Below are 20,822 nucleotides of genomic sequence, written 5' to 3' on the forward strand. Positions count from 1 at the left end.
GCGGGGCCGATCTGGTCAATCCAGCGGCTTGAAGTTCAGCGCCGCACCATCCTTGATGCCGCTGAACCAACGCGACGTCACGGTCTTGGTCTTGGTATAGAACCGCAGCGCATCCGGGCCATACTGGTTCAGATCGCCGAAGGCCGACTTCTTCCAGCCGCCGAAGCTGTAATAGGACAGGGGCACCGGGATCGGGAAGTTGATGCCGACCATGCCGACATTCACCCGGCTGGCGAAATCGCGCGCGGTATCACCATCGGCGGTGAAGATCGCCGTGCCATTGCCATATTCGTTGTCCATCACCAGTTGCAGCGCATCGTCGTAATTCTTGCGCCGCACCACCGACAGCACCGGGCCGAAGATCTCTTGCTTGTAGATCTCCATCTCGGGGGTCACGTTGTCGAACAGGGTGGGGCCAACGTAAAAGCCGTTCTCATAGCCCTGGATCTTCAGCCCGCGCCCGTCGACGACCAGCGTGGCACCTGCCGCCTCGCCGCTGTCGATCAGCCCGACGATCCGGTCGCGCGCCTGGGCGGTGATGACCGGGCCGAAATCGACATCATCGCCCGCCGTATAGGGGCCGACCTTCAGCTTTTCGATCTTCGGCACCAGCCGCTCGATCAGCGCCTCGGCGGTGCCTTCGCCCACCGGAACGGCCACCGAAATCGCCATGCAGCGTTCGCCCGCCGCGCCGAAACCGGCACCGACCAGGGCATCGGCGGCCTTGTCCATGTCGGCATCGGGCATGATGATCATGTGGTTCTTGGCGCCGCCAAAGCACTGGGCGCGCTTGCCGTTGGTGCAGGCCCGGCCATAGATATATTGCGCAATCGGGGTCGAGCCGACAAAGCCCACGGCCTGAACGGTATCATTGTCCAGGATCGCATCGACGCAACCCTTGTCGCCATTCACCACCTGCAAGACGCCATCGGGCAGCCCGGCTTCCTGCATCAGTTCGGCCAGCCGGATCGAGGTCGAGGGGCAGCGCTCGGACGGTTTCAGCACCATCGCATTGCCCGCCACCAGCGCCGGGGCCATCTTCCACAGCGGGATCATCGCCGGAAAGTTGAACGGCGTGATCCCCGCGACCACGCCCAGGGGCTGACGCATCGAATGCAGGTCGATGCCGGGGCCGGCATTGTCGGTGAACTCGCCCTTCAGCATGGCCGGGGCGCCCATGCAGACCTCGACCACCTCAAGCCCGCGCTGCACGTCGCCCCGCGCATCGGGCAGGGTCTTGCCATGTTCGCGGCTGACCAGATCGGCCAATTCGTCCATGTGCTGATTGATCAGATCGGCGAATTTCATGATGACGCGGGCGCGGCGTTGCGGGTTGGTCGCGGCCCAGGCGGGCTGGGCTTTGGCGGCCTCGGCCACGGCGTGATCCAGCTCGGCCTGGGTCGCCAGCGCGACACGGGCCTGCACCTCGCCGGTGGCGGGGTTCAGCACATCGGCAAAGCGGCCGGATTTGCCCGCCACCAGCTTGCCATTGATCCAATGCCCGATTTCCTTCCCAGTCTCTTTCCCAGTCTCTGTCACGGCGCGTCCTCCTGTTCGCTCCCGCGCAGAATAGCCTTGCATTTTCGTGCTGAGAACCACCAGATCGGCAAAAGCGTTTTGCATTCATGCAAAGGTGGGCAATGCAGCCGGATTGGGATGACCTGCGGATTTTCCTGGCCGTCGCGCGGGCCGAGGGGCTGTCGGGCGCGGGCCGCCGTCTGGGTCTGGATGCCGCCACCGTGGGGCGCCGCATCGCCCGGCTGGAACAGGCACTGGCGGTGCGGCTGTTTGCGAAATCGCCCCAGGGCTATGCGCTGACCGATGACGGTGCGCGCCTGATCCCCCATGCCGAGGCCGCCGAGGCCGCACTTGCCGCCGGGGCCGAGGCCCTGGGCGGCGAAACCGGTCGCCTGACCGGCCAGTTGCGCGTCGGTGCGCCCGACGGCTGCGCCAATTACCTGCTGCCGCAGGTCTGCGCGGCGATCTGCGACGATCATCCGGGGCTGGACATCCAGATCGTCGCGCTGCCCCGCGTCTTCAACCTGTCGCGGCGCGAGGCTGACCTGGCGATCACCGTCAGCCCGCCCAAGGCCGGGCGGCTGACCGTGCAGCGGCTGACCGATTACCGCCTGCATCTGGCCGCCGACCGCGACTGGCTGGCGCGCCATGCCCCGATCGCCAGCCCCGCCGACCTGGGGGCGCACCGCATCGTCGGCTATATTCCCGACCTGATTTTCGACAGCGAACTGGATTATCTGGCCGAGGTCGGCCTGCGCCCGCCGGGCCTCGCCTCGAACTCGGTAGCGGTGCAATTGATGGCGCTGCGGGCCGGGGCAGGGGTCGGCATCGTGCATGATTTCGCGCTGCCATTTGCGCCGGGGCTGCGGCGGATCCTGACCGGCGCGGTCAGCCTGTCGCGGTCGTTCTGGCTGGTCCGCCATGTCGATGACCGCCGGTCCGACCGCATGAACCGGCTGGCCGAGGCCCTGGGCCAGGGCCTGCGCCGCGAGGTCGCCCGGCTGGAGGCCGCCGTCGATGCGGCGGAATCTGCCACCGAAGATGCAGGCGCGGTTCGCGGGGCTTGACAGATGGACCGGTGGTCGCAACCCTGAACTCAACCGGCGGCTGCGCGCCGGGATCGCCAAACCGGGGGACCATCCGATGCTTGTTCAGAACATCCTGTCGATGAAGGCCGAAAAGGGCGCGTCCGAGGCGGCGATCACGGTGCGGCCCGGATCGCTGGTCAGCGAGGCGGCGGCGCTTTTGTCGCGCCACCGGATCGGCGCGGTGATCGTCTCGCCCGATGGTTTGACGGTGGCGGGGATTCTGTCGGAACGCGACATCGTGCGCGAACTGGGCAAATCGGGCGCGGCGGCGCTGTCGATGCCGGTCGATGATCTGATGACGCGCAAGGTCGCGGGCTGCGCCAGATCCGACAGCGCCCTTGCCGTGCTGGAGCGGATGACCGAGGGGCGGTTCCGCCACATGCCGGTGATGGAGGACGACCGGATGATCGACGTCATCTCGATCGGCGATGCGGTCGCGGCGCGGCTGAAGCAATTGGCGATGGAAAACCGCGCGCTTGAGGGGATGATCATGGGCGCCTGAAGCCCGCTCGGGGCGCTGCGACGCGGTGGACGTCGCGCCTCTGTGCTGGGCTGTCGAGGTTCGGGAACCATGGACACCTGACCCTGCTCCCCGGCCCGGTGTCGGCCCCGATGTCGGCCAAGGCGGACATGGCGGCGGCAGCGTTGACGCCTGGCGAGCGATGCGCTGCCCGTGGTTTCGGTCGCGAGGCAGGGCGCGGGTCGCGGCGGTGCAAACGGGCGCAGGCTGTGGCGGCAGGGGCGGGACCGAGAGCTTCAAGGCTCCGGCGTGGCTGACGCGCCCCATTCCGCAACCGATCGCCCCGACGCCGCGCCTTTGGCGCGATGCTGCGGCGCGGCAATTTTGTCTTGATTTTTGCGCCGCTTTCGCATCGGGTGACGGTGACGATTCCGTGACCGGGTGGTCGGCCTTGATCCTGCGCCGCCCGTCACGCTGACCAAGGGGGCGTGAATGCGCATCGGCCTTTATCCTGGCACTTTCGATCCCGTCACATTGGGCCATCTTGACATCATCCAGCGCGCTACCGCTTTGGTGGATCGGTTGGTGATCGGTGTCGCCATCAACCGCGACAAGGGCCCGCTGTTCACGCTGGAAGAGCGGGTGGCGATGGTCGAGGCCGAATGTGCCGAAATCTCAGCCCGGACCGGCTGTCAGATCATCGCGCATCCGTTTGAAAACCTGCTGATCGATTGCGCCCGCGATGTGGGCGCGCAGGTCATCATTCGCGGGCTGCGCGCGGTCGCCGATTTTGAATACGAATTTCAGATGGTTGGCATGAACCGCGCGCTGGATTCCAGTGTCGAGACGGTGTTTCTGATGGCCGATGCGCGCAGGCAGGCGATTGCCTCGAAGCTGGTCAAGGAGATCGCGCGGCTGGGCGGTGATGTGTCGCGTTTCGTCACCCCCGCCGTCGACCGGGCCTTGCGCGAGCGGTATCAGCGATAGCGCAGCACCCCAAGGGCCAATCCCCCGCCCGTGACAGGTCACTCGCCGGACGGGAATACGGTCAGCACCCGCACCGGGCGGCGGCCAAGGCGGCGTGCGCACAAGCCGCAGGGGCGCCTGCGCCAAGGCGCCGTGCAGCCCCATCGGCCAAGTTGTTGGGCGCCAGGCCTGCGGGCGGACTGCGCGCCCGGCCAGCAGCCGGCAGATCGCCGCCCAGACAGCCGCGAGCCAACCGATGACCAGCCTGTCAAGCGGTCCCTGTTTCCCGCGGCTGATCCGACCCATGCCTTGCCACCTTGCGATTCGTCAGGGGCAGGATGGCAAACGGAGCTTAACGCGCGGTTAAGCCCCGTCGGCTGTCGTGGAAAAAGCCCGCCCTAGCCGCGCCCGCGTCCACCGCGACGCCCGCCGCGACCGGCACTGGCGGCGGCGGCACTGGCCTCGGGGAAGGTCGCGCCCTCTTTCATCGCGTCCAGCACGCGCGAGAAGCGGATCCAGTCGGTGCCGTTCGGGTCGTGGTTCATCATCAGATTGGCGGCGCGGATCGCCTCCATCTCTTGCGCGCGGACGGGGTTCATGATCGCACTGGTCATGCCCGCGCCGATCGCCATCGGCAGAAAAGCGGCGTTCACGCCGTGCCGGTTCGGCAGGCCGAAGCTGATGTTGGACGCACCACACGTGGTGTTCACGCCCAGCTCGTCACGCAACCGGCGCACCAGGGCAAAGACCTGCTGCCCCGCACTGGCCATCGCTCCGACCGGCATCACCAGCGGATCGACCACGATGTCATGGGCCGGAATGCCGAAATCGGCGGCGCGCTGCACGATCTTCTTCGCCACCGCGAACCGCACGTCGGGATCTTCCGAAATCCCGGTGTCGTCATTGCTGATCGCCACCACGGGGACGTTGTATTTCTTGACCAGCGGCAGCACCAGTTCCAGCCGCTCCTCCTCGCCGGTCACGCTGTTCAGCAGCGGGCGCCCCTCGCAGGTTTCCAGACCGGCCTGCAACGCGCCGGGCACCGAACTGTCGATGCACAGGGGCACATCGACCAGCGCCTGAATGCGCGCGCACAGATCGCGCATCAGCGGGGGTTCGACAAAATTGTTGTCGGCATAGCGCGGATCTTCGGCCATCTTGTTGGTGAACACCGCGCCCGAGTTCACATCCAGCACCATCGCCCCGCAGGCGACCTGTTCCAGCGCGTCCTTTTCCACGGTCGAGAAATCGCCCGCCTCAAGTTCCGCTGCCAGCTTCTTGCGGCCGGTCGGATTGATGCGTTCGCCGATCACGCAGAACGGTTCATCAAAGCCGATGACAACGGTTTTCGTTTTCGATTCCAATACGGTGCGGGTCATTGTTGATCCTTGTCTCAACGCGCGCGGGCGCGGGAAATCCACTCGGCCGAGGTCTTGATACCCCCCAGCGGAAAGAAATGCACCCGTTCGATGGGGAAATCGGGATCGGCGGCCTTGTGGGCGGCCAGTTCGGCAATCAGGCTGTCGGGCTCGAACGGCATCACCAGCTTGGTCACGTCGCGGGCGCGGCGTTGCAGCACACGCAAGGACGGGCCGACGCCGCAGGCGATGGCGAACTTGATCATGGTTTGCAGCTTGGCCGGGCCTGCGATGCCGATATGGACGGGCAGGGTGATGCCCGCTTGGGCCAGCCGCGCTGTCCAGTCGATGATCGGCTGCGCCTCAAAGGCGAATTGCGTGACAATGGCCATGTCGATGCCGGTCGCGCGGGCGAAATCCTGTTTGCGCGCCAGCGCCGCCATCACCTGCGCCTCGCCACCGGCGGGGTCGATGTCGCGGTTGCCCTCGGGGTGGCCTGCGACATGGATGCGGGTGAAGCCGTCGAAAAGGCCCGTCTCCAGCAGTTGCATCGCCTCGTGAAAGCTGCCGGTCGGTTCCGACAGCCCGCCGCCCAGAACCAGCGCCTGCGTGGCGCCCGCCTCGCGGTAGCGCGCCAGCCAGTCGGCCAGGGTGGCGCGGTCGGGGATCAGCCGGGCGGGCAGGTGCGGCATCGGCGCCATGCCCTCGCGGCTCAGCCGGGCGACGGTGGCCACCATGTCCTCGATCGGGGTGCCGCTGATATGGGCCACATAGACGCGGCTGCCGACGGGCAGCAGATCGCGGAAATCCGCGATCCCGGCGGCGGTGCGGGGCATCACCTCGATCGAGAACCCCTCGAGGAAATCGGCCACGGGGGCGGTGTCCGGGGTGGTCTTGCTGCGTCGAAAGCCTATCAGCGCCATGCGGTCCTCAGGGGGTTGCGGCGGGACGATCCCAGCCGTCGGTGTCGATCAGCGCCTTGATGCGCGCGGTGTCATATTCGGCCAGCAGCCGGGCCAGCGTGGCATCGGCGGCGGCGGTGTCGTCTTCGGCCTCAACCGTGATCGGCGCGGCCTTGCGCCATTCCGCCAGATAGGCGTCGCTGTCACGCGCACCCACCTTCATCGCGCAGCGGTCGATGGCCTGTTCAAAGCGTTCGGGCAGGGCGCGCTTGACGCCGCGCCGACCGCTGCCCGCGATGATCTGGGCCGGGATGTCGCGCCAGTAGACGATGGTGATCTGGGGCATCTGATTCTCCTCAAGGTCAAAATGCGGCATGAAAAGGTCGCCTCTGGTGCGGATTTCGACCAGATTCGGGGTCTGCGCGACACGACTAACCGCGCCGCGCGCCGCCGTCCTGCCCGAAATCCTCATGACGTCGATGAGCCGCGTTCATCGCTGCCGCCGGATCAGTGCCTTGAATCGCCGCGCTGCCTGTGATTACCATGGGCGCAACACGACATCGGAGGGCGTTCCATGACGCCCATGCGTCCCAAGGGTGCGGGCGCGTTCCCCAAGGCGGTCGCAGCGCCGCCCGTCACCCGACCGGCCCCGGTCGAGCCGCTTTATGCAGCACTTGATCTGGGCACGAACAGTTGCCGGATGCTGATTGCCCGTCCGGTGGGCAGTCAGTTTCAGGTGGTGGACAGCTTTTCCAAGGCTGTCCAACTGGGCCACGGGCTTGAAGCCTCGGGGCGGTTGTCGCGTGCCTCGATGGTGCGCACGGTGCAGGCGCTGCAAATCTGCCGACGCAAGATCGAACTGCACGGCGTCAGCAAGATGCGTCTGGTGGCCACCGAGGCCTGCCGGCGCGCCCGCAACAGCCGCGATTTCATGCGCATGGTGCGGCGCGAAACCGGCCTTGCGGTCGAGGTGATCCCCGCCGAGGAAGAGGCCCGGCTCGCCGTCATTTCCTGCGCGCCGCTGGTCGATCCGGGAACCGATGAATTGCTGGTGGTCGATATCGGCGGCGGCTCGACCGAACTTGTCTGGATCGACCTGTCGGCGGTCGAGCCGCCCGACCGCGCCCGCGCCATGATGCGGCTGTCGCAGGGCTTTGGCCTTGCCCCCGAGGGGCCGGGGCCACATGCGCGGCTGGTCGACTGGATCTCGGTCCCGCTGGGTGTCGCCACGCTGCGCGACCAGTTCGCCGATGTCGAGGATGACGCCGCCCGCTTTGCCCTGATGAGCTGGTTCTTCGAGGAAAAGCTGGCCGATTTCCCGCCCTATCTGACTGGATCGACGCGCGGCCGGTTTCAGGTCGTGGGCACCTCGGGCACGGTGACAACGGTGGCGGCCAGCCATCTGGGGCTGAAACGCTATGACCGCACCAAGGTCGACGGGCTGACGATGCGGTCGTCCGATATCGACGCGGTGATCCGGGGCTACCTGTCGCTTGGTCCCGACGGGCGGCGCAACGATCCGCGCATCGGCCGCGACCGGCAGGCGTTGATCATGTCGGGCGCGGCGATCCTTCAGGCGCTGATGCGGGTCTGGCCGACCGAACGGCTGTCGGTGGCCGACCGTGGCTTGCGCGAGGGGCTGCTTTACGCGCAGATGGCCGCCGATGGCGTGCTGAGCGAAGAGGTATGAGATGACAAAGACCCCCACCGGCAAGAACACCTCGGGGCGCGGCCAACGCGATCTGCGGGTGCGCGTGAAAACCGCCAAGGGACGCAAGCTCAGCTCGACCCTGTGGCTGGAACGGCAGTTGAACGACCCCTATGTGGCCCGCGCCCGGCGCGAGGGCTATCGCGGGCGCGCCGCCTACAAGATCATGGAACTGGACGATCGCTTCCGCTTCCTGGTGCCGGGCGCGCGCGTCGTCGATCTGGGCTGTGCGCCCGGCGGCTGGTGCCAGGTCGCGGTCAAGCGCGTCAACGCCTTGGCCGAGAAATCGGGCAAGCGCGTGGGCCGGGTGCTGGGGGTCGATCTGCAAGAGGTCGAGCCGATCGCCGGGGCCGAGATCCACCAGCTTGATTTTCTTGAGGACGGCGCCGACGAACAGGTCAAGGCCTGGCTGGGCGGGCCTGCCGATGTCGTCATGTCCGACATGGCCGCCGCCAGTTCCGGCCACAAGGGCACCGACCATTTGCGCATCATCGCCCTGGTCGAGGCCGCCGCCTATTTCGCCTTCGACGTGCTGGAGGAGGGCGGCACCTTCGTCGCCAAGGTGCTGGCGGGCGGCGCCGAGAATGAGCTTCAGGCCACGCTGAAGCGCAACTTCACCAAGGTCTTTCACATGAAGCCACCATCCTCGCGCAGCGACAGTTCGGAAAAATTCGTGATCGCGCAGGGCTTCCGGGGCAACCGCGACGTGCGTGGAGATGTCGAAGAAGAGTGAGTATTTGGGCAAAGAGGAAAGGGGCGACGTTGCCCTTCCTCTTTGTCTAAATACTCAAGAAAGCGGCGGCGGGATCAGATCGCGATCAGATGGTTGTCCCACTGATCCGGGCCGGTGCCCAGCATGGTCAGCCGATCCCCGGCGATCCGGCCAAAGCCGCCGCTGCCATCGGTGACGATGAAATCCGCGCCATCGGCGGCCACGCCGCAGACATCGGCGCGCCGATGCGTGGCCTGCCAGCGGCCGTCGCTGCCATAGACCATGACCGCGCCGCCGCGCGGTGAGGTGATGGCGATGCGCCCGCCGGCCTCGGCGATGGAGCCGGCATAGCCCTGCATCACAAAGGCTTCCGTCTCGGGCGTGTCGGCCAGCACCGGGGCCTCGCCCGTGCGGTGCAGGCCCAGCAGCGGTACGGTCTCGGCCGGGTCGCCCTCCCATTGCATCGCGAAGGCGACGCGGCCATCGGCCAGCAGCGCCAGATGCCGGATCGAGTTCTGCGCGAGGTCCGGGTCCAGCCGCACCTGATCCAGGATCGTCCCGTCGGTGCCCAGATAGGTCAGACTGGGTTGCATCCGGTCGATGTTCAGCTTGCTGCGGTCCTGCGGGTCGGTCTGGATGCCGCCATTGGCGACCACCAGCCGGCCATCGGGCAGGCGTTTCACATCATGCGGGCCGATGCCGCCGGTCGACCATTCACCGATCCGCCGCCAGTCCTCGGTGGCCCAAAGCCCGATCCGTCCCTCGGAGGTTTCGGCCACCACTTCCGATGTCATCAGCACCGCGCCCTCGGCGTCAAAAGCGCCATGACCGTTGAACTGCCGCCCCTCGGGCGGGGTCAGGCGTGCGGCTTGCGCGCCGGTCACGGCGTTCAGCACCAAGGCAAAGCTGCCGGGGCGGCGGGCGAAGGCCACGGCCAGCGGGCGGGTCGGATGGGCGGCGGCGGCATGGCCGCGACCGGGCAGCGGCAGCGCGAACAGCCGCGCCCCCCGCGCCGTCAGCCCATGCACGGCATAGCTGCCATCCGCGGCTTTGGCGGCGGCCAGGCAGGCGGGCGATCCGGCCTCGGCCCAGGTCAGGCGCGGCAGCGCGGCCAGGGCGGCAGCCCCGGCGGCGGCACCCAGAAAGCGGCGGCGGGTGGGGGTCATGTCAGTCTCCGTCGGCGGCGTTGAAGCCAAGCGTCACGCCCAGTTGGCTGGCCATCTCGGACATCGCGGCATCGCGGGCGGCATGGATCGCCTGTTGCAGGATCTCGACCCGCAGCCGGCCCTGCGGGGTCGCCACCCCGGCCAGAACCGGGTCGTTCAGCGTGTCGGCCAGCCGCTCGGCCCGGTCAAAGGCGGCGGCCGTCTGCGGCGCGTCGGGCGCAAGCGCCGTGGCCAGCGACCGCAGTCCCGTCAGCGCCTGACGGATATTGCGCAAGCTGCGGCCAGACGCGATGGCCTCGGCCCGGTCGGGGCGCGGCTTGTGAAAGCTGCCCAAGGGGCGGCCCAGCCGGTGATCGCCCAGCCGGTCCAGCCCGATCACCAGTTGCGTCAACAGCGCCTGACGCACCTCGGCCTGGGTCAGGAACGGCTTGTCCGGCCCCGGAGCGATCAGATCGGCGGCAAAGCCCTCCGTCCAGTCGGTATCGATGGCCTGCGCCTGCGCGGCCAGATCGGCGGCCGTGGCTTGCAGGAGAGAGCAGCGATAGCCCTCGGGCATGGGCGCGCCCAGCAAAAGCCGTTCGATTGCCGGAAAGCCGCGCGCCGCGACGGGCAGGTGGGCGAAGGCGGCGGGGTCGGTCACCACCGGGTCCGAGGCCTCGATCAGCGCATCCTGCGTGGGCGCCAGCCGCCCCTTGGGGTCGGGCCAGGGGTTGATCGCCTGGGCGCGGCCATCGGTCTGCATCGGCGCCAGATCCAGATGCTGCACAGCCATCCAGGCATCGAAAGCCTGGTCAAAGGGCGCGCGCAGGCGCGCCGGGTCGCAACTGTCGCCACTGGCGCGCGACAGGGCGGTGGCGGCTTTGGCAAAGGCCTGCACCTGCGGCACGATGACCTGGGTGATGGCGCGGTCGGTGACCTCATCATCCGGGGTCTGGGCCAAGGCGGGGCTGGTGGCGATCACGAGGCCGGACAGCAGCAGGGGCAGCAGGGGGTGGCGCATGGCAAGGCCTTTGGCGGCGCGGGTCGGTTGGTTGACAGATACGTTCAGGTTTGCGGGCGGTCAAGCGCCTGCGTGAAATGTGAAAAGCTTCACAGTTGGTGTGAAGATAGTTTATATTGGTCTAATAAAATCAAAATTATAAATCATGTTGTTCACAAGACATGTGAACTTTCCTCTGCCTGCCGAAAGGCGCTTGGCGTCTGGCCGGTGGCTGCGACAAAAGCGCGGGTGAAATAGGCTGCCGATTGAAACCCGGCAGCGCGCGCGACCTCGCCCACGGCGCGGTCGGTATCGACCAGCAGGCGGCGGGCCTCGAACAGGCGGCGTTCGTGCAGCAGGTCATGGGCGCTGCGTCCACAGCTTTCGCGGCAGGCGCGACCCAGATAGGCGGGGCTGACGCCCAGGGCGGTGGCGATGTCGGTCACGTCCTGACCGGTGCGGAAAGCCTGTTCCATCGCGGCGGCAAAACGCGCGGCCATGCGTTCGGCGGCACTGGCGGGGCGCGGCGCGGCGGGGGCGGCACTGGTCTGGCGCATGAGCCAGACGGCGATCAGCCCGCACAGGCAATCGGCGGCGCGCGCCGCGCCGGGGGAGTCAGGCTCGGCCAATTCGCGGCCCAGCCGGTCGATCCACTGGGTCAGTTCGGCCTGACGCGCCAGATCGGGCAGGCGCAGATGCGCGGGGGCGTCCGGCAGCCCGGCAAAGCCCGCTGGAAAGGTCAGCATCCAGCCCTGGGTCTGCGCCGACAGATCAAAGCCATGCAGCGTCCCGGCGGGCAGGATCAGCGCGTGATGGGCGCCGTAACCCTGCACCGTTCCCGCCAGATTGAACCGGCCCTGGCCCCGCGTGAACCAGTAAAGCACCGCCCGGTCCAGACTGCGCACCGACTCATGGCGCCATTTCGGCCCCCGCGCCAGCCGCGTGAGCGAGGCCAGCCGCGCCATCGGGTCGCGCGGATCAAGATCGGGGTCGGGGCGAAAGGCTGCGGTCATGGGCCATCCGGTTCCGTTGCTGCCGCGACGATAGGCGCAAGGGCGGCGCGAGGCCAGCCTGAACGCAACGGTTCAGCCCGCGACCTGCACCGACCCGGCGATCTTTCGCCAATCGCCCATCCGGGCGCGGAACCAGGTGCGCTGTCGCTTGGCATATTGGCGGGTGATGATGACCGCGCGGTCGCGCGCCTGATCAAGCGTTATCTGGCCGCGCAGATGGGCGATCAGCTCGGGTGCGCCATGGGCCTTGGCCCAAAGCTGCGTGGCGTCCCAATGGTGCAGGTTCGCGCGCACCTCATCCAGGGCGCCTGCCGCCAGCATCGCGTCAAAACGGGCGGCGATGCGGTGGGCAAGGGCGTCCGGCGGGGTGTCGATCACCAGCCGCAGCGCGCTGCCCGGGGTCAGCAGCGGCGGCGGCGTGTCGGCCTGCCAGTCGGCCAGGCCGCGCCCGGTGGCGGTCAGCACCTCCCACGCGCGCTGGATGCGCACCGGGTTCTGGCGGTCGATGCGGGCAGCGGTGGCGGGGTCAAGCTCGGCCAGCAAAGCCGCGGGGCCTTCGCGGCGCAGGCGGTCATCGGCACGGGCGCGGATGGCGCGCGGTGTTTCGGGGATCGCGGCCAGCCCTTCGGTCAGGGCGGTCAGGTAAAGCCCGGTGCCGCCGGTGATGATCAGCCGGCCCGGCCCGGCCAGCAGCGGCGCCAGATCGCGCAGCCAATGGCCGACCGAATAGGGCTGGCCCGGCGCGACATGTCCGTAAAGCCGGTGCGGGGCGGCGGCCTCATCATCGGGCGAGGGGCGGGCGGTCAGCACCCGCCAGTTCGACCAGACTTGCAGCGCATCGGCATTGACCACGGTGCCGCCCGCCGCCTGTGCAATCGCCAAGGCCAGGGCCGACTTGCCGCTGGCCGTCGGCCCGGCGATCAGCACCGGCCGGTCGCGGCCCGCCGCCGTCAGAATGTCGCAAAGCGCCGTCATAGTTCCATCACGCCCATTGATCCGACGCCCCTTTTGGGACAGTTTGCGCGCCAATGAAACCCGCCAGTGATGCAGGAGCCCGCGATGAAAAAGCCCTTGGCCGAGAATGTGACCTACAAGCGGGTGATGCTGAAAATCTCGGGTGAGGCGCTGATGGGCGACCAGGGCTATGGCCTGCACCCGCCGACCGTGGCGCGCATCGCCGCCGAGGTGAAGTCGGTGCATGATCTTGGGGTCGAGATCTGCATGGTGATCGGCGGCGGCAATATCTTTCGCGGCCTGTCCGGGTCGGCGCAGGGGATGGAGCGCGCCACCGCCGATTACATGGGGATGCTGGCGACCGTCATGAACGCGCTTGGGATGCAGGCCGCGCTGGAGGCCGAGGGCATCCACACCCGCGTCATTTCCGCGATCCGCATGGATGAGGTGGCCGAGCCGTATATCCGCCGCCGCGCCATCCGCCACCTGGAGAAAAAGCGCGTCTGCATCTTTGCGGCGGGCACCGGCAACCCCTATTTCACCACCGACACGGCGGCGACGCTGCGCGCCAATGAAATGGGCTGTCAGGCGATCTTCAAGGGCACCAAGGTCGATGGCGTCTATGACAAGGATCCGAAAAAGCACGCCGATGCAAAGCGTTACGACGAAGTGAGCTATGATGAGGTGCTGCAAAAGCACCTGGGCGTAATGGATGCAAGCGCGATTGCCTTGGCGCGCGACAACCACCTTCCGATCGTGGTCTTCTCGCTGGATGAGCCGGGGGGCTTCCGCGCCATTCTGGCCGGGCAGGGCACCTATACCCGCGTGCAGGACTGACGGTCAGCGTCGCGTCTGAGTATTTATGAACAGAAGAAGCAGGCAGGGCGTTCCTTGGGGCGCCCTGTTGCGTGTCGGCGATCAGGGCGCGCGGAAATGTTTGGACAGTTTCAGCCCCTGGCCCTGATAGTTCGAGGCGATGCCCGCGCCGTAAAGCCGCTGCGGCGGGCTGGCCATGCGTTCGTAAACCAGTCGACCAACGATCTGTCCATCCTCCAGCACGAAGGGGGCCTCGTGGCAGCGCACCTCAAGCACGCCGCGCGATCCCGCGCCGCCCGCCTGCGAATGGCCGAAACCGGGGTCGAAGAAGCCCGCGTAATGCACCCGGAACTCACCCACCATGGCCAGGAAGGGGGCCATTTCGGCGGCATAGTCGGGCGGGATCGTCACCGCCTCGCGTGAGACGAGGATGTAGAAGGCGCCGGGGTCAAGGATGATCTGGCGCGCGGTGGTGCGCACCGGTTCCCAGAAATCGGCGGGGTCGTAATGGTTCAAGAGGCCCAGGTCGATGACGCCGGTATGGGGTTTGGCGCGCCAGCCGACCAGATCGCCGGGGCCGGGGCGCAGGTCGACCGAAAAGCCAAGCCCGTGGTCGATCACCGCTGCGCCATCGACCAGCGGGCTTTCCTGATGCAGGGCGTGCAGGGCGGCGTCGTCCAGCACCGCCTGGCCCTGGCGGAATCGGATCTGGTTCAGCCGCATGCCGGGGCGGACCAGGACCGAGAAGCTGCGCGGGCAGATCTCGGCGTAAAGCGGGCCGGTATAGCCGGGGGAGATGCGGTCAAACTCGGTCCCGTCGTCGCTGATCACGCGGGTCAGCAGGTCAACCCGCCCGGTCGAGCTTTTGGCATTGGCAATGGCGCTGATGCCCGGCGGCAGGGCCAGCGATTCCTTCAGCGGCACCAGATAGACGCAGCCCTTTTCCAGCACCGCGCCGGGGGTCAGGTCCATGTGGTGCATCTGGAAATCGGCCAGCCGGTCAGCCACGCGCCGCCCCTTGCCCGCCAGGAACGAGGCGCGGATGCGCCAGGCGCCGGTGCCAAGGCGCAGGTCTAGGCTTGCGGGCTGGATCTGGTCGGCGGCGGGCGGAGCGGTCAGGGTGATGGCGCCCCGGTCGATCAGCGCGGCAATGGCGTGATCGGGCAGCACGCCCGGATCGGCGGGCAGCGGATTGGCAGCAGATTGGGACATGATCCCCCCTGGAAACGAAGAACGCCCACCCCGGATGGGATGGGCGTTTCTAAAATGGTCGGGCCGGCGAGATTCGAACTCGCGACCTTCCGCCCCCCAGACGGACGCGCTAACCAGACTGCGCCACGGCCCGACCCGTGCCGTATAAGGCCAGATCGGGGGGAAGGGCAAGCGGTTCGGCAGGATTTTTTCGCGCCGGGCGCGCGGAGCGGATTTTACAGCGCAGGCAAGGGCTTCGCTGGCGGGTTCGGTGCTGGTGCTGGCGGCAGCGGGGGCTTAGCGTGCGGCGGCCTGACCGGCGGATGCGGCCTGATCCGCCAGATCGCGCAGATCCTGCGCTAGGGCCGCCAGATCGGCGCGGGTCTGGGGCGTCGCGGGCTGATCCTGAAGCGCCTGGTCGATACGGGCAAGCGCATGGCCAAGCCGGGCCAGCCGGTCGGCCATCGGATCGCTGAAGCGCGGCGGCGTCGCCGGGGCGGCGGGGCGGGCACGCGGCGCGGTCGGGGCAGGGGCGGGAGCGGCGGGCGGCAGGTCCGGGAACAGCGGCAGGCTGGCCGGTGCGGGGCCGCGACGTTGCGCGGGCGGCGCTTCGGCCTGCGCGCCGGAGTCGCGCGCAGGGTCGGGCTGAGGTGGCGCGACAGCCTCGGGCGTAGTGTCGGCCTGAGGTGGCGCTACATACTCGGGTGCGGGATCGGCCTGAGGTGCCGCGTCATCCTGGGGCGCGTGATCTTCAGCGTCGGTCGTCGCCTCACCCTCAGGCGCAGGGTCGGCCTGAGGTGTCACTTCATCCTCGACCGCGCGTTCGGCCTGCGGGGCAACACCCGCCTGTGCCTCGACCGCCACCACGGGCGCGCCTTCGGCTTCGGGCTGCGCCTCGACATGCGCGACGTCGGCGCCGCGCCGCGCCGGCTTGCGCGCGGGCTCGGGCAGCGGCGGCTGGGCATCCAGCCAGGCCTGCCCCTCGGTGCGCAGTGCGGCCACGCCCTGTTCGGCCAGCCGCTTTTGCACGCCGCGCGTTGTCAGACCCTCATCCTGCAACAGGATGCGCAGGCCCGCCATCAGCGACAGATCCTCGGGCCGGTAATAGCGCCGCCCGCCCGCGCCCTTGATCGGCGCGACCTGCACGAAACGCTGCTCCCAGAACCGCAGCACATGCGGGGCCACGCCCAGAATGGACGCGACCTCGGCGATGGTGCGAAAGGCCTGGGCGGATTTCTGCATCTCGCCCCCGGATCAGCCGCGGTTGCCCTGCGCCACGCGGTCCTTCATCAGATGCGAGGGGCGGAACGACAGCACCCGGCGCGGGCTGATCGGCACTTCCTCGCCGGTCTTGGGGTTGCGACCCATGCGCGGCGCCTTTTCGCGGATCGAGAAGGTGCCGAAGGACGAGATCTTGACCGTCTCGCCATCCGCCAGTGCGTCCGAGACGAAGCCCAGCACCTGTTCGACCAGCGCCGCGGATTCATTGCGCGACAGGCCCACGTCGCGGAATACGGCCTCGGACAGGTCCATCCGGGTCAGGGTCTTGTCGCTCATCTGCGCACCTTCGGGTCGATTTCATCCATATTTTCCGAAAGATGGGTTTTTTCGGGGGGCAAGTCAACCGTCACGCCCGGCTGTCGGGATTTGATTTGCGACGGCCCCGGCACCATATTGCGGATGCAGGAAATGGGGGGTGCCATGGCAGGTGGATGGGCGCGGGATGAGGCGGTCAGTGACCAGATCGAAACCTCGATCGCCGAGGCCCTGGCACGGCAGCGCGCGCGGCGCGGCGCGCAGGCGGGCGAGGGGCTGGCCGAATGCGCCGAATGCGGCGACGAGATTCCCCCGGCGCGGCGTCAGGCGGTGCCGGGCGTGCGGCTGTGCATCGCCTGTCAGGGCGCGCGCGACCGCAGCTTTCGCCCCGTGGGCGGCATCAACCGGCGCGGGTCCAAGGACAGTCAGTTGAAATAGTCGCCCTTGGCGCGCGAATCGCGGCCCCGGCAATCGCTGCGATTCGCCGTGCCTTCCGCTGCGCCTTCACGGCCCGCGTGCAAATGCCGCCGCGTCCCGCACGTCATGCGTGAAAAACTGAACGGTCAGTTATCGACAATTAACGCCCTGTTATAATTCATTAAAAATGGTCGATTCGTCCGTGACTCTGGTCCTGTGCGGGGGTTAGCTGTGGCCAACCGCAGGAGATTGACGATGAAAACCTTTGCCTTGTCGCTGGCCATTGGCCTGACCGCCGCCACCGCCGTTCTGGCGCAAGAGGTGATGCCGCGCCCCTGCGACCGCTGGTGCGGCACCTTTGTCGGCGGGCAGTTGGGGGCGCAGGTTGCGGGGAAAGACCGGTTCGGGCTTGAGGTCGGACGCCGCATGGCGACCCCCGGCACGCTGGACATGCGCGGCTTGACGGGTGATCTGCATGTCGGCCATCGCTGGGATGCGGGCAGCAGCTTCATCGTCGGGGCCGAACTGAAGCTGGGCTTCAGCCGCGCCGATGATTCGTTCACCATGGCCGCGCCGGTCGGCGGCCTGTCGGGCACCGTCGAACAGGCGATGAAGCAATCCTTGTTCCTGCGCGGCACCCTCGGGCGCGAGGTGTACGACGACACGCTGGGCTATGTCACCGCCGGCTTCGGCCGGGTAAACGTCAAGACCACCGCCAGCACCGGCCAGGTCATCGACCAGGATTACAACGGCTATTCAGTGGGCTTCGGCATGGAGCGCCCGATCAACGACCGGCTGTCGGCCTACGGCGAATATGAATATCGCAATTTCGGCAAATCGACGGTCGGGATCGGAAGCGCGACCACCCGCATCACGCCGAAAAGCCATGTGCTGAACCTGGGTCTGAACTACCGCTTCTGACCCTTGGCGCGCCCGGTGCTGCCGGGTGCCGCCTACCAGCGCAGGACGACCGCGCCCCAGGCCAGACCGCCGCCGATCGCCTCGGTCACGATCAGGTGGCCCTGTTGGATCTGGCCGCGCGCCTTGCCCACCGACAACGCCAGCGGGATCGAGGCCGCCGAGGTATTGCCGTGATCGGGCACCGTCACCACGACTTTCGACATCGGCAGGCCCATCTTCTGCGCGGTCGCGGCGATGATGCGCAGATTGGCCTGATGCGGCACCAGCCAGTCGACATCGCCATCGCTCAGCCCCGCCTTGGCCAGGGCCGCCTCGGCGGTCAGCGCCAGCTTTTCGACGGCATGGCGGAACAGCACATTGCCCTGCATCCGCAGTACGCCCGCGGTGCCGGTGCTGGACACGCCGCCATCGACATACAGAATGTCGCGCTGCCGCCCGTCGCTGTTCAGATCGACCGCCAGAATGCCGCGATCGTCGGCGCTGCCGGTGCCGGGCTGGGCCTCAAGCACCAGGGCGCCCGCGCCATCGCCGAACAGCACGCAGGTGGCGCGGTCGGTCCAGTCCATGATGCGGCTGAAGGTCTCGGCCCCGATCACCATGACGCGCCGCGCAAGGCCCGCGACGATCATCGCATGGGCATTGGCAAGCGCATAGACAAAGCCTGCGCAGACCGCCTGCACGTCATAGGCAAAGCCGCGATCCATCCCCAGCCCCGCCTGCACCATGGTGGCGACCGAGGGAAAGGTCAGATCGGGGGTCGAGGTGGCGACGATCACAGCATCCAGATCGCTGGCCTGAAGCCCGGCATCGGCAAGCGCGGCCTGCCCGGCAGCGATCGCCAGCATGGATGTGGTCTGCCCCTCGGCGGCGATATGGCGGCGTTCGATCCCCGACCTTGTGCGGATCCACTCGTCCGAGGTGTCCAGCCGCGCTTCGAACTCGGCGTTTTCCATCACGCGCGCGGGCAGGTAATGGCCCACGCCGCGCACCACGGCTCTGATCGTCATCGCACTTCCCGGTCTTAGGGTTGGGCGGAATCGCCGCCACCCGGATCGGCACCATCCTGCACCGCGCGTGACGCAGCGGCAACCCGTGCCGCCAGCCGTTCATGAAATCCCGATTGCGCCAGTTGGAAGGCCAGCCGGATCGCGGCCGATACGCCGGTATCATCCGACGACCCATGCGATTTCACCACCGTGCCATTCAGCCCAAGGAACACGCCGCCATTCACCCGGCGCGGGTCGATGCGCTTTTGCAACCGGCGTAGCGATCCGCGCGCCAAGAGGCCTGCGAACTTGGACAGGACCGTGGCGTAGAACGCCTCTTTCAGGAAATCGCCGACCAGTTTCGCCGTGCCCTCGCCGGTTTTCAGCGCGACGTTGCCGGTGAAGCCGTCGGTCACGATCACATCCACCCGGTCCGAGGGCAGATCGCCGCCCTCGACAAAGCCCACATAGTCATAGCCGCCCGCATCGGCATGGGCGGCGATCATGTCCTGGGCCTCTTTCAGCTCGGGGCGGCCCTTGTGATCTTCGGTGCCGATGTTCAGCACGCCGACGCGCGGGCGCGCCAGCCCCAGGCCGTTGCGCGCGTAAGATGCGCCCATCAGCGCATATTGCAGCAGATCGCCCGCTTCGGCGCGAATGTCGGCGCCGACATCCAGCATCACGTTGAAGCCCGAAGGGTTGCGCGACGGCCACAGGCAGGCAATCGCCGGGCGGTCGATGCCGGGCAGCTTGCGCAGGCGGATCATCGACACCGCCATCAGCGCGCCGGTATTGCCGCAGGACACGGCCACCTTCGCCTCGCCATTCTTCACGCTGTCGATGGCCGACCACATCGAGGTCTTCTGCCCGCTGCGCAGCACCTGGCTGGGCTTGTCGGTCATCGTCACGACCTCGGCGGCGTCACGAATCTCGCAGCGCGCGGACAGGCCCGCGCGTTCGATCATCGGGCCGATCTCGGCCTTGGGGCCATGCACGATGAACCGGATCGCCGGATTTTTTTCCGCCGACAGCCGGATGCCCCCGATCACCGCCTGCGGGCCACGATCTCCGCCCATGGCATCGACCGAAATCACCACCGGCTGATCGACCGGCGTCGCGGCAGAAAACCCCGGCTGGTTCGCAGCCGGGGCATCAGGGCTTTTCGCGTCGCTGGCCATAGGCGGTGCGTCCGGCCGACGGGCTTACGCCGCGTCGTCGTCCAGATCGACGTCGTTGCCTTGGGCGACGACTTCACGGCCATCGTAATGCCCGCAGGACGGGCAGACGTGGTGGGGACGCTTCAGTTCGCCGCAAGCCGGGCATTCGGCGGGATTGGCGGCGACCAGCGCATCGTGGGCGCGGCGCATGTTGCGGCGCGAACGGGTGACTCGGTTCTGCGGGACGGCCATGTCTCAACCTTTTGGTTCAGTGGGGCAAGGCCCCGGTTCGTGGGTGGGACCAACGCGGCCCCGTTGATATCGTGCGGTTTTCCGGGGCCTTCCCTGCCGTGCGCCGCGCGTGGGGCGCAACCATGGCAAAAGCGGCCGGGCGGGAACCCGACATGTGAATGAGCGCGCATAAATAGCGGGATTTGCTGGCAGTGCAAGCCTTGATTTGTTCCGCGCCGCCGGGCGGGGCTTGAATCGCGCGGCTGCGGCCCGGATATTCCGAAAAAGCACTGAAAGGAAGCGCCATGGCCGATGCCGTCAAGCTGATCTGTCTGGCCTGTGGTCAGGCCAACCGGCTGCCCGCCGACCGGCTGGGGCAGGGGCCGGTCTGCGGCACCTGCGGGGCGCGGCTGCTGGATGGCAAGGTGGCCGCGCTTGATCCGGCCACGCTGGACAAGGCGATCCGGGGTGACGGGTTGCCGCTCATGGTCGATTTCTGGGCGCCCTGGTGCGGTCCGTGCCGGATGATGGCGCCGAACTTTGCCGCCGCCGCGCGCGAGCTGGCGCCTGCCGTGCGGCTGGCCAAGATCGACACGCAGGATCATCCCGCCGTCTCGGCCCGGTTCGGGATTCGCGGCATCCCGCTGCTGATCCTGTTCGACCGCGGGCGCGAGGTGGCGCGGCTGGCCGGGGCGCGTCCGACCGGCGACATCACCGCTTTTGCGCGGCAGAAACGGGCGTGA

General features: G+C 67.8%; 24 protein-coding genes and 1 tRNA gene. 9 read left to right on the plus strand and 16 right to left on the minus strand.

The features are described from left to right. Positions 1 to 15: 15 nt before the first annotated feature. Positions 16 to 1,623 carry a CoA-acylating methylmalonate-semialdehyde dehydrogenase gene (locus tag ACEYYA_RS06940; protein WP_374798963.1) on the minus strand — a complete coding sequence of 536 codons (1,608 nt, stop codon included), beginning with the start codon at positions 1,621 to 1,623 and terminating at the stop codon, positions 16 to 18. Positions 1,624 to 1,625: 2 nt separating this feature from the next. Between ACEYYA_RS06940 and ACEYYA_RS06945 the strand changes: the two genes are divergently transcribed. From ACEYYA_RS06945 to coaD, 3 genes are all read left to right on the plus strand, one after another. Continuing rightward, entirely contained in the window at positions 1,626 to 2,585 is a 960-nt protein-coding gene (locus ACEYYA_RS06945) for a LysR family transcriptional regulator (RefSeq protein ID WP_374798965.1), read from the plus strand. Positions 2,586 to 2,661: 76 nt separating this feature from the next. Beyond that, on the plus strand, positions 2,662 to 3,108 hold the full coding sequence (locus ACEYYA_RS06950) for a CBS domain-containing protein (protein ID WP_374798967.1): 447 nt from the start codon (positions 2,662 to 2,664) through the stop codon (positions 3,106 to 3,108). Positions 3,109 to 3,558: 450 nt separating this feature from the next. Continuing rightward, positions 3,559 to 4,053, plus strand: a complete 495-nt coding sequence (gene coaD / locus ACEYYA_RS06955; protein ID WP_374798969.1) for a pantetheine-phosphate adenylyltransferase — start codon at positions 3,559 to 3,561, stop codon at positions 4,051 to 4,053. 377 nt (positions 4,054 to 4,430) lie between these two features. On the opposite strand, the gene ACEYYA_RS06960 is transcribed toward coaD, so the two are convergent. Genes ACEYYA_RS06960 through ACEYYA_RS06970 form a run of 3 tightly spaced genes read right to left on the minus strand, consistent with a single transcriptional unit; the run spans position 4,431 to position 6,638 of the window. Then, positions 4,431 to 5,411 (minus strand): methyltetrahydrofolate cobalamin methyltransferase, encoded by a 981-nt coding sequence (locus ACEYYA_RS06960; protein ID WP_374798971.1) that lies wholly within the window; start codon positions 5,409 to 5,411, stop codon positions 4,431 to 4,433. A 14-nt stretch (positions 5,412 to 5,425) separates the two neighbouring features. Then, on the minus strand, positions 5,426 to 6,313 hold the full coding sequence (locus ACEYYA_RS06965; protein ID WP_374798973.1) for a methylenetetrahydrofolate reductase: 888 nt from the start codon (positions 6,311 to 6,313) through the stop codon (positions 5,426 to 5,428). A 7-nt stretch (positions 6,314 to 6,320) separates the two neighbouring features. Further along, on the minus strand, positions 6,321 to 6,638 hold the full coding sequence (locus tag ACEYYA_RS06970) for a virulence factor (protein WP_374798975.1): 318 nt from the start codon (positions 6,636 to 6,638) through the stop codon (positions 6,321 to 6,323). A 228-nt stretch (positions 6,639 to 6,866) separates the two neighbouring features. Between ACEYYA_RS06970 and ACEYYA_RS06975 the strand changes: the two genes are divergently transcribed. After that, complete coding sequence (locus ACEYYA_RS06975; protein ID WP_374798977.1) at positions 6,867 to 7,982, plus strand: Ppx/GppA phosphatase family protein; 1,116 nt, start codon at positions 6,867 to 6,869, stop codon at positions 7,980 to 7,982. 1 nt (position 7,983) lies between these two features. Next, positions 7,984 to 8,733: an RlmE family RNA methyltransferase gene (locus ACEYYA_RS06980; protein ID WP_374798979.1), complete on the plus strand. Its 750-nt coding sequence runs from the start codon at positions 7,984 to 7,986 to the stop codon at positions 8,731 to 8,733. Between the two features lie 74 nt (positions 8,734 to 8,807). Here the strand turns inward: ACEYYA_RS06980 and ACEYYA_RS06985 are convergent, their stop codons facing one another. From ACEYYA_RS06985 to miaA, 4 genes are all read right to left on the minus strand, one after another. Next, positions 8,808 to 9,878 (minus strand): DUF1513 domain-containing protein, encoded by a 1,071-nt coding sequence (locus ACEYYA_RS06985; RefSeq protein ID WP_374798981.1) that lies wholly within the window; start codon positions 9,876 to 9,878, stop codon positions 8,808 to 8,810. A gap of 1 nt (position 9,879) precedes the next feature. Further along, entirely contained in the window at positions 9,880 to 10,878 is a 999-nt protein-coding gene (locus ACEYYA_RS06990; protein ID WP_374798983.1) for an imelysin family protein, read from the minus strand. A gap of 152 nt (positions 10,879 to 11,030) precedes the next feature. Continuing rightward, on the minus strand, positions 11,031 to 11,870 hold the full coding sequence (locus tag ACEYYA_RS06995) for a helix-turn-helix transcriptional regulator (RefSeq protein ID WP_374798985.1): 840 nt from the start codon (positions 11,868 to 11,870) through the stop codon (positions 11,031 to 11,033). A 72-nt stretch (positions 11,871 to 11,942) separates the two neighbouring features. Beyond that, positions 11,943 to 12,845, minus strand: coding sequence for a tRNA (adenosine(37)-N6)-dimethylallyltransferase MiaA (miaA, locus tag ACEYYA_RS07000; protein WP_374798987.1), 903 nt, complete (start codon positions 12,843 to 12,845; stop codon positions 11,943 to 11,945). An 84-nt stretch (positions 12,846 to 12,929) separates the two neighbouring features. Here miaA and pyrH point away from each other — a divergent pair, with 84 nt between their 5' ends. After that, positions 12,930 to 13,661 carry a UMP kinase gene (gene pyrH / locus ACEYYA_RS07005; RefSeq protein ID WP_374798989.1) on the plus strand — a complete coding sequence of 244 codons (732 nt, stop codon included), beginning with the start codon at positions 12,930 to 12,932 and terminating at the stop codon, positions 13,659 to 13,661. 81 nt (positions 13,662 to 13,742) lie between these two features. Here pyrH and ACEYYA_RS07010 read toward each other — a convergent pair whose 3' ends face one another. The 5 genes from ACEYYA_RS07010 to ACEYYA_RS07030 form a co-directional block, all read right to left on the minus strand. Further along, on the minus strand, positions 13,743 to 14,852 hold the full coding sequence (locus tag ACEYYA_RS07010; RefSeq protein ID WP_374798991.1) for a 2'-deoxycytidine 5'-triphosphate deaminase: 1,110 nt from the start codon (positions 14,850 to 14,852) through the stop codon (positions 13,743 to 13,745). A gap of 55 nt (positions 14,853 to 14,907) precedes the next feature. After that, positions 14,908 to 14,985 (minus strand) — tRNA-Pro (locus ACEYYA_RS07015). A gap of 143 nt (positions 14,986 to 15,128) precedes the next feature. Further along, a complete protein-coding gene (locus tag ACEYYA_RS07020; RefSeq protein ID WP_374798993.1) occupies positions 15,129 to 16,073 on the minus strand; it encodes a MerR family transcriptional regulator in 945 nt (314 codons plus the stop codon). Positions 16,074 to 16,085: 12 nt separating this feature from the next. Next, positions 16,086 to 16,388 carry an integration host factor subunit alpha gene (gene ihfA, locus ACEYYA_RS07025; RefSeq protein WP_374798995.1) on the minus strand — a complete coding sequence of 101 codons (303 nt, stop codon included), beginning with the start codon at positions 16,386 to 16,388 and terminating at the stop codon, positions 16,086 to 16,088. Then, positions 16,385 to 16,534 (minus strand): hypothetical protein, encoded by a 150-nt coding sequence (locus tag ACEYYA_RS07030; protein WP_374798997.1) that lies wholly within the window; start codon positions 16,532 to 16,534, stop codon positions 16,385 to 16,387. The genes ihfA and ACEYYA_RS07030 overlap by 4 nt, the downstream gene beginning before the upstream one ends. On the opposite strand from ACEYYA_RS07030, the gene ACEYYA_RS07035 reads away from it, so the two are divergent. Both ACEYYA_RS07035 and ACEYYA_RS07040 read left to right on the plus strand, forming a co-directional pair. After that, complete coding sequence (locus tag ACEYYA_RS07035) at positions 16,533 to 16,805, plus strand: DksA/TraR family C4-type zinc finger protein (protein ID WP_374798999.1); 273 nt, start codon at positions 16,533 to 16,535, stop codon at positions 16,803 to 16,805. The two genes, ACEYYA_RS07030 and ACEYYA_RS07035, sit on opposite strands and share 2 nt — an antisense overlap. Positions 16,806 to 17,039: 234 nt before the next feature. Continuing rightward, the gene (locus tag ACEYYA_RS07040) at positions 17,040 to 17,705 is read left to right on the plus strand and encodes an outer membrane protein (RefSeq protein WP_374799001.1); all 666 of its coding nucleotides are present in this window, start codon (positions 17,040 to 17,042) and stop codon (positions 17,703 to 17,705) included. 32 nt (positions 17,706 to 17,737) lie between these two features. Here ACEYYA_RS07040 and ACEYYA_RS07045 read toward each other — a convergent pair whose 3' ends face one another. From ACEYYA_RS07045 to rpmF, 3 genes are read right to left on the minus strand one after another with little or no spacing between them, the layout of a single operon-like run. Beyond that, positions 17,738 to 18,712, minus strand: a complete 975-nt coding sequence (locus ACEYYA_RS07045; protein ID WP_374799003.1) for a beta-ketoacyl-ACP synthase III — start codon at positions 18,710 to 18,712, stop codon at positions 17,738 to 17,740. Positions 18,713 to 18,726: 14 nt separating this feature from the next. Further along, complete coding sequence (gene plsX, locus ACEYYA_RS07050; RefSeq protein WP_374799005.1) at positions 18,727 to 19,869, minus strand: phosphate acyltransferase PlsX; 1,143 nt, start codon at positions 19,867 to 19,869, stop codon at positions 18,727 to 18,729. Between the two features lie 24 nt (positions 19,870 to 19,893). Further along, the gene (gene rpmF, locus ACEYYA_RS07055; RefSeq protein WP_374799007.1) at positions 19,894 to 20,100 is read right to left on the minus strand and encodes a 50S ribosomal protein L32; all 207 of its coding nucleotides are present in this window, start codon (positions 20,098 to 20,100) and stop codon (positions 19,894 to 19,896) included. Positions 20,101 to 20,384: 284 nt separating this feature from the next. Here rpmF and trxC point away from each other — a divergent pair, with 284 nt between their 5' ends. Continuing rightward, positions 20,385 to 20,822 carry a thioredoxin TrxC gene (gene trxC / locus ACEYYA_RS07060; RefSeq protein WP_374799009.1) on the plus strand — a complete coding sequence of 146 codons (438 nt, stop codon included), beginning with the start codon at positions 20,385 to 20,387 and terminating at the stop codon, positions 20,820 to 20,822.

The organism is Paracoccus zhouxuedongae (assembly GCF_041927815.1).
In the GTDB taxonomy this organism is placed as follows: Bacteria; Pseudomonadota; Alphaproteobacteria; order Rhodobacterales; family Rhodobacteraceae; genus Paracoccus.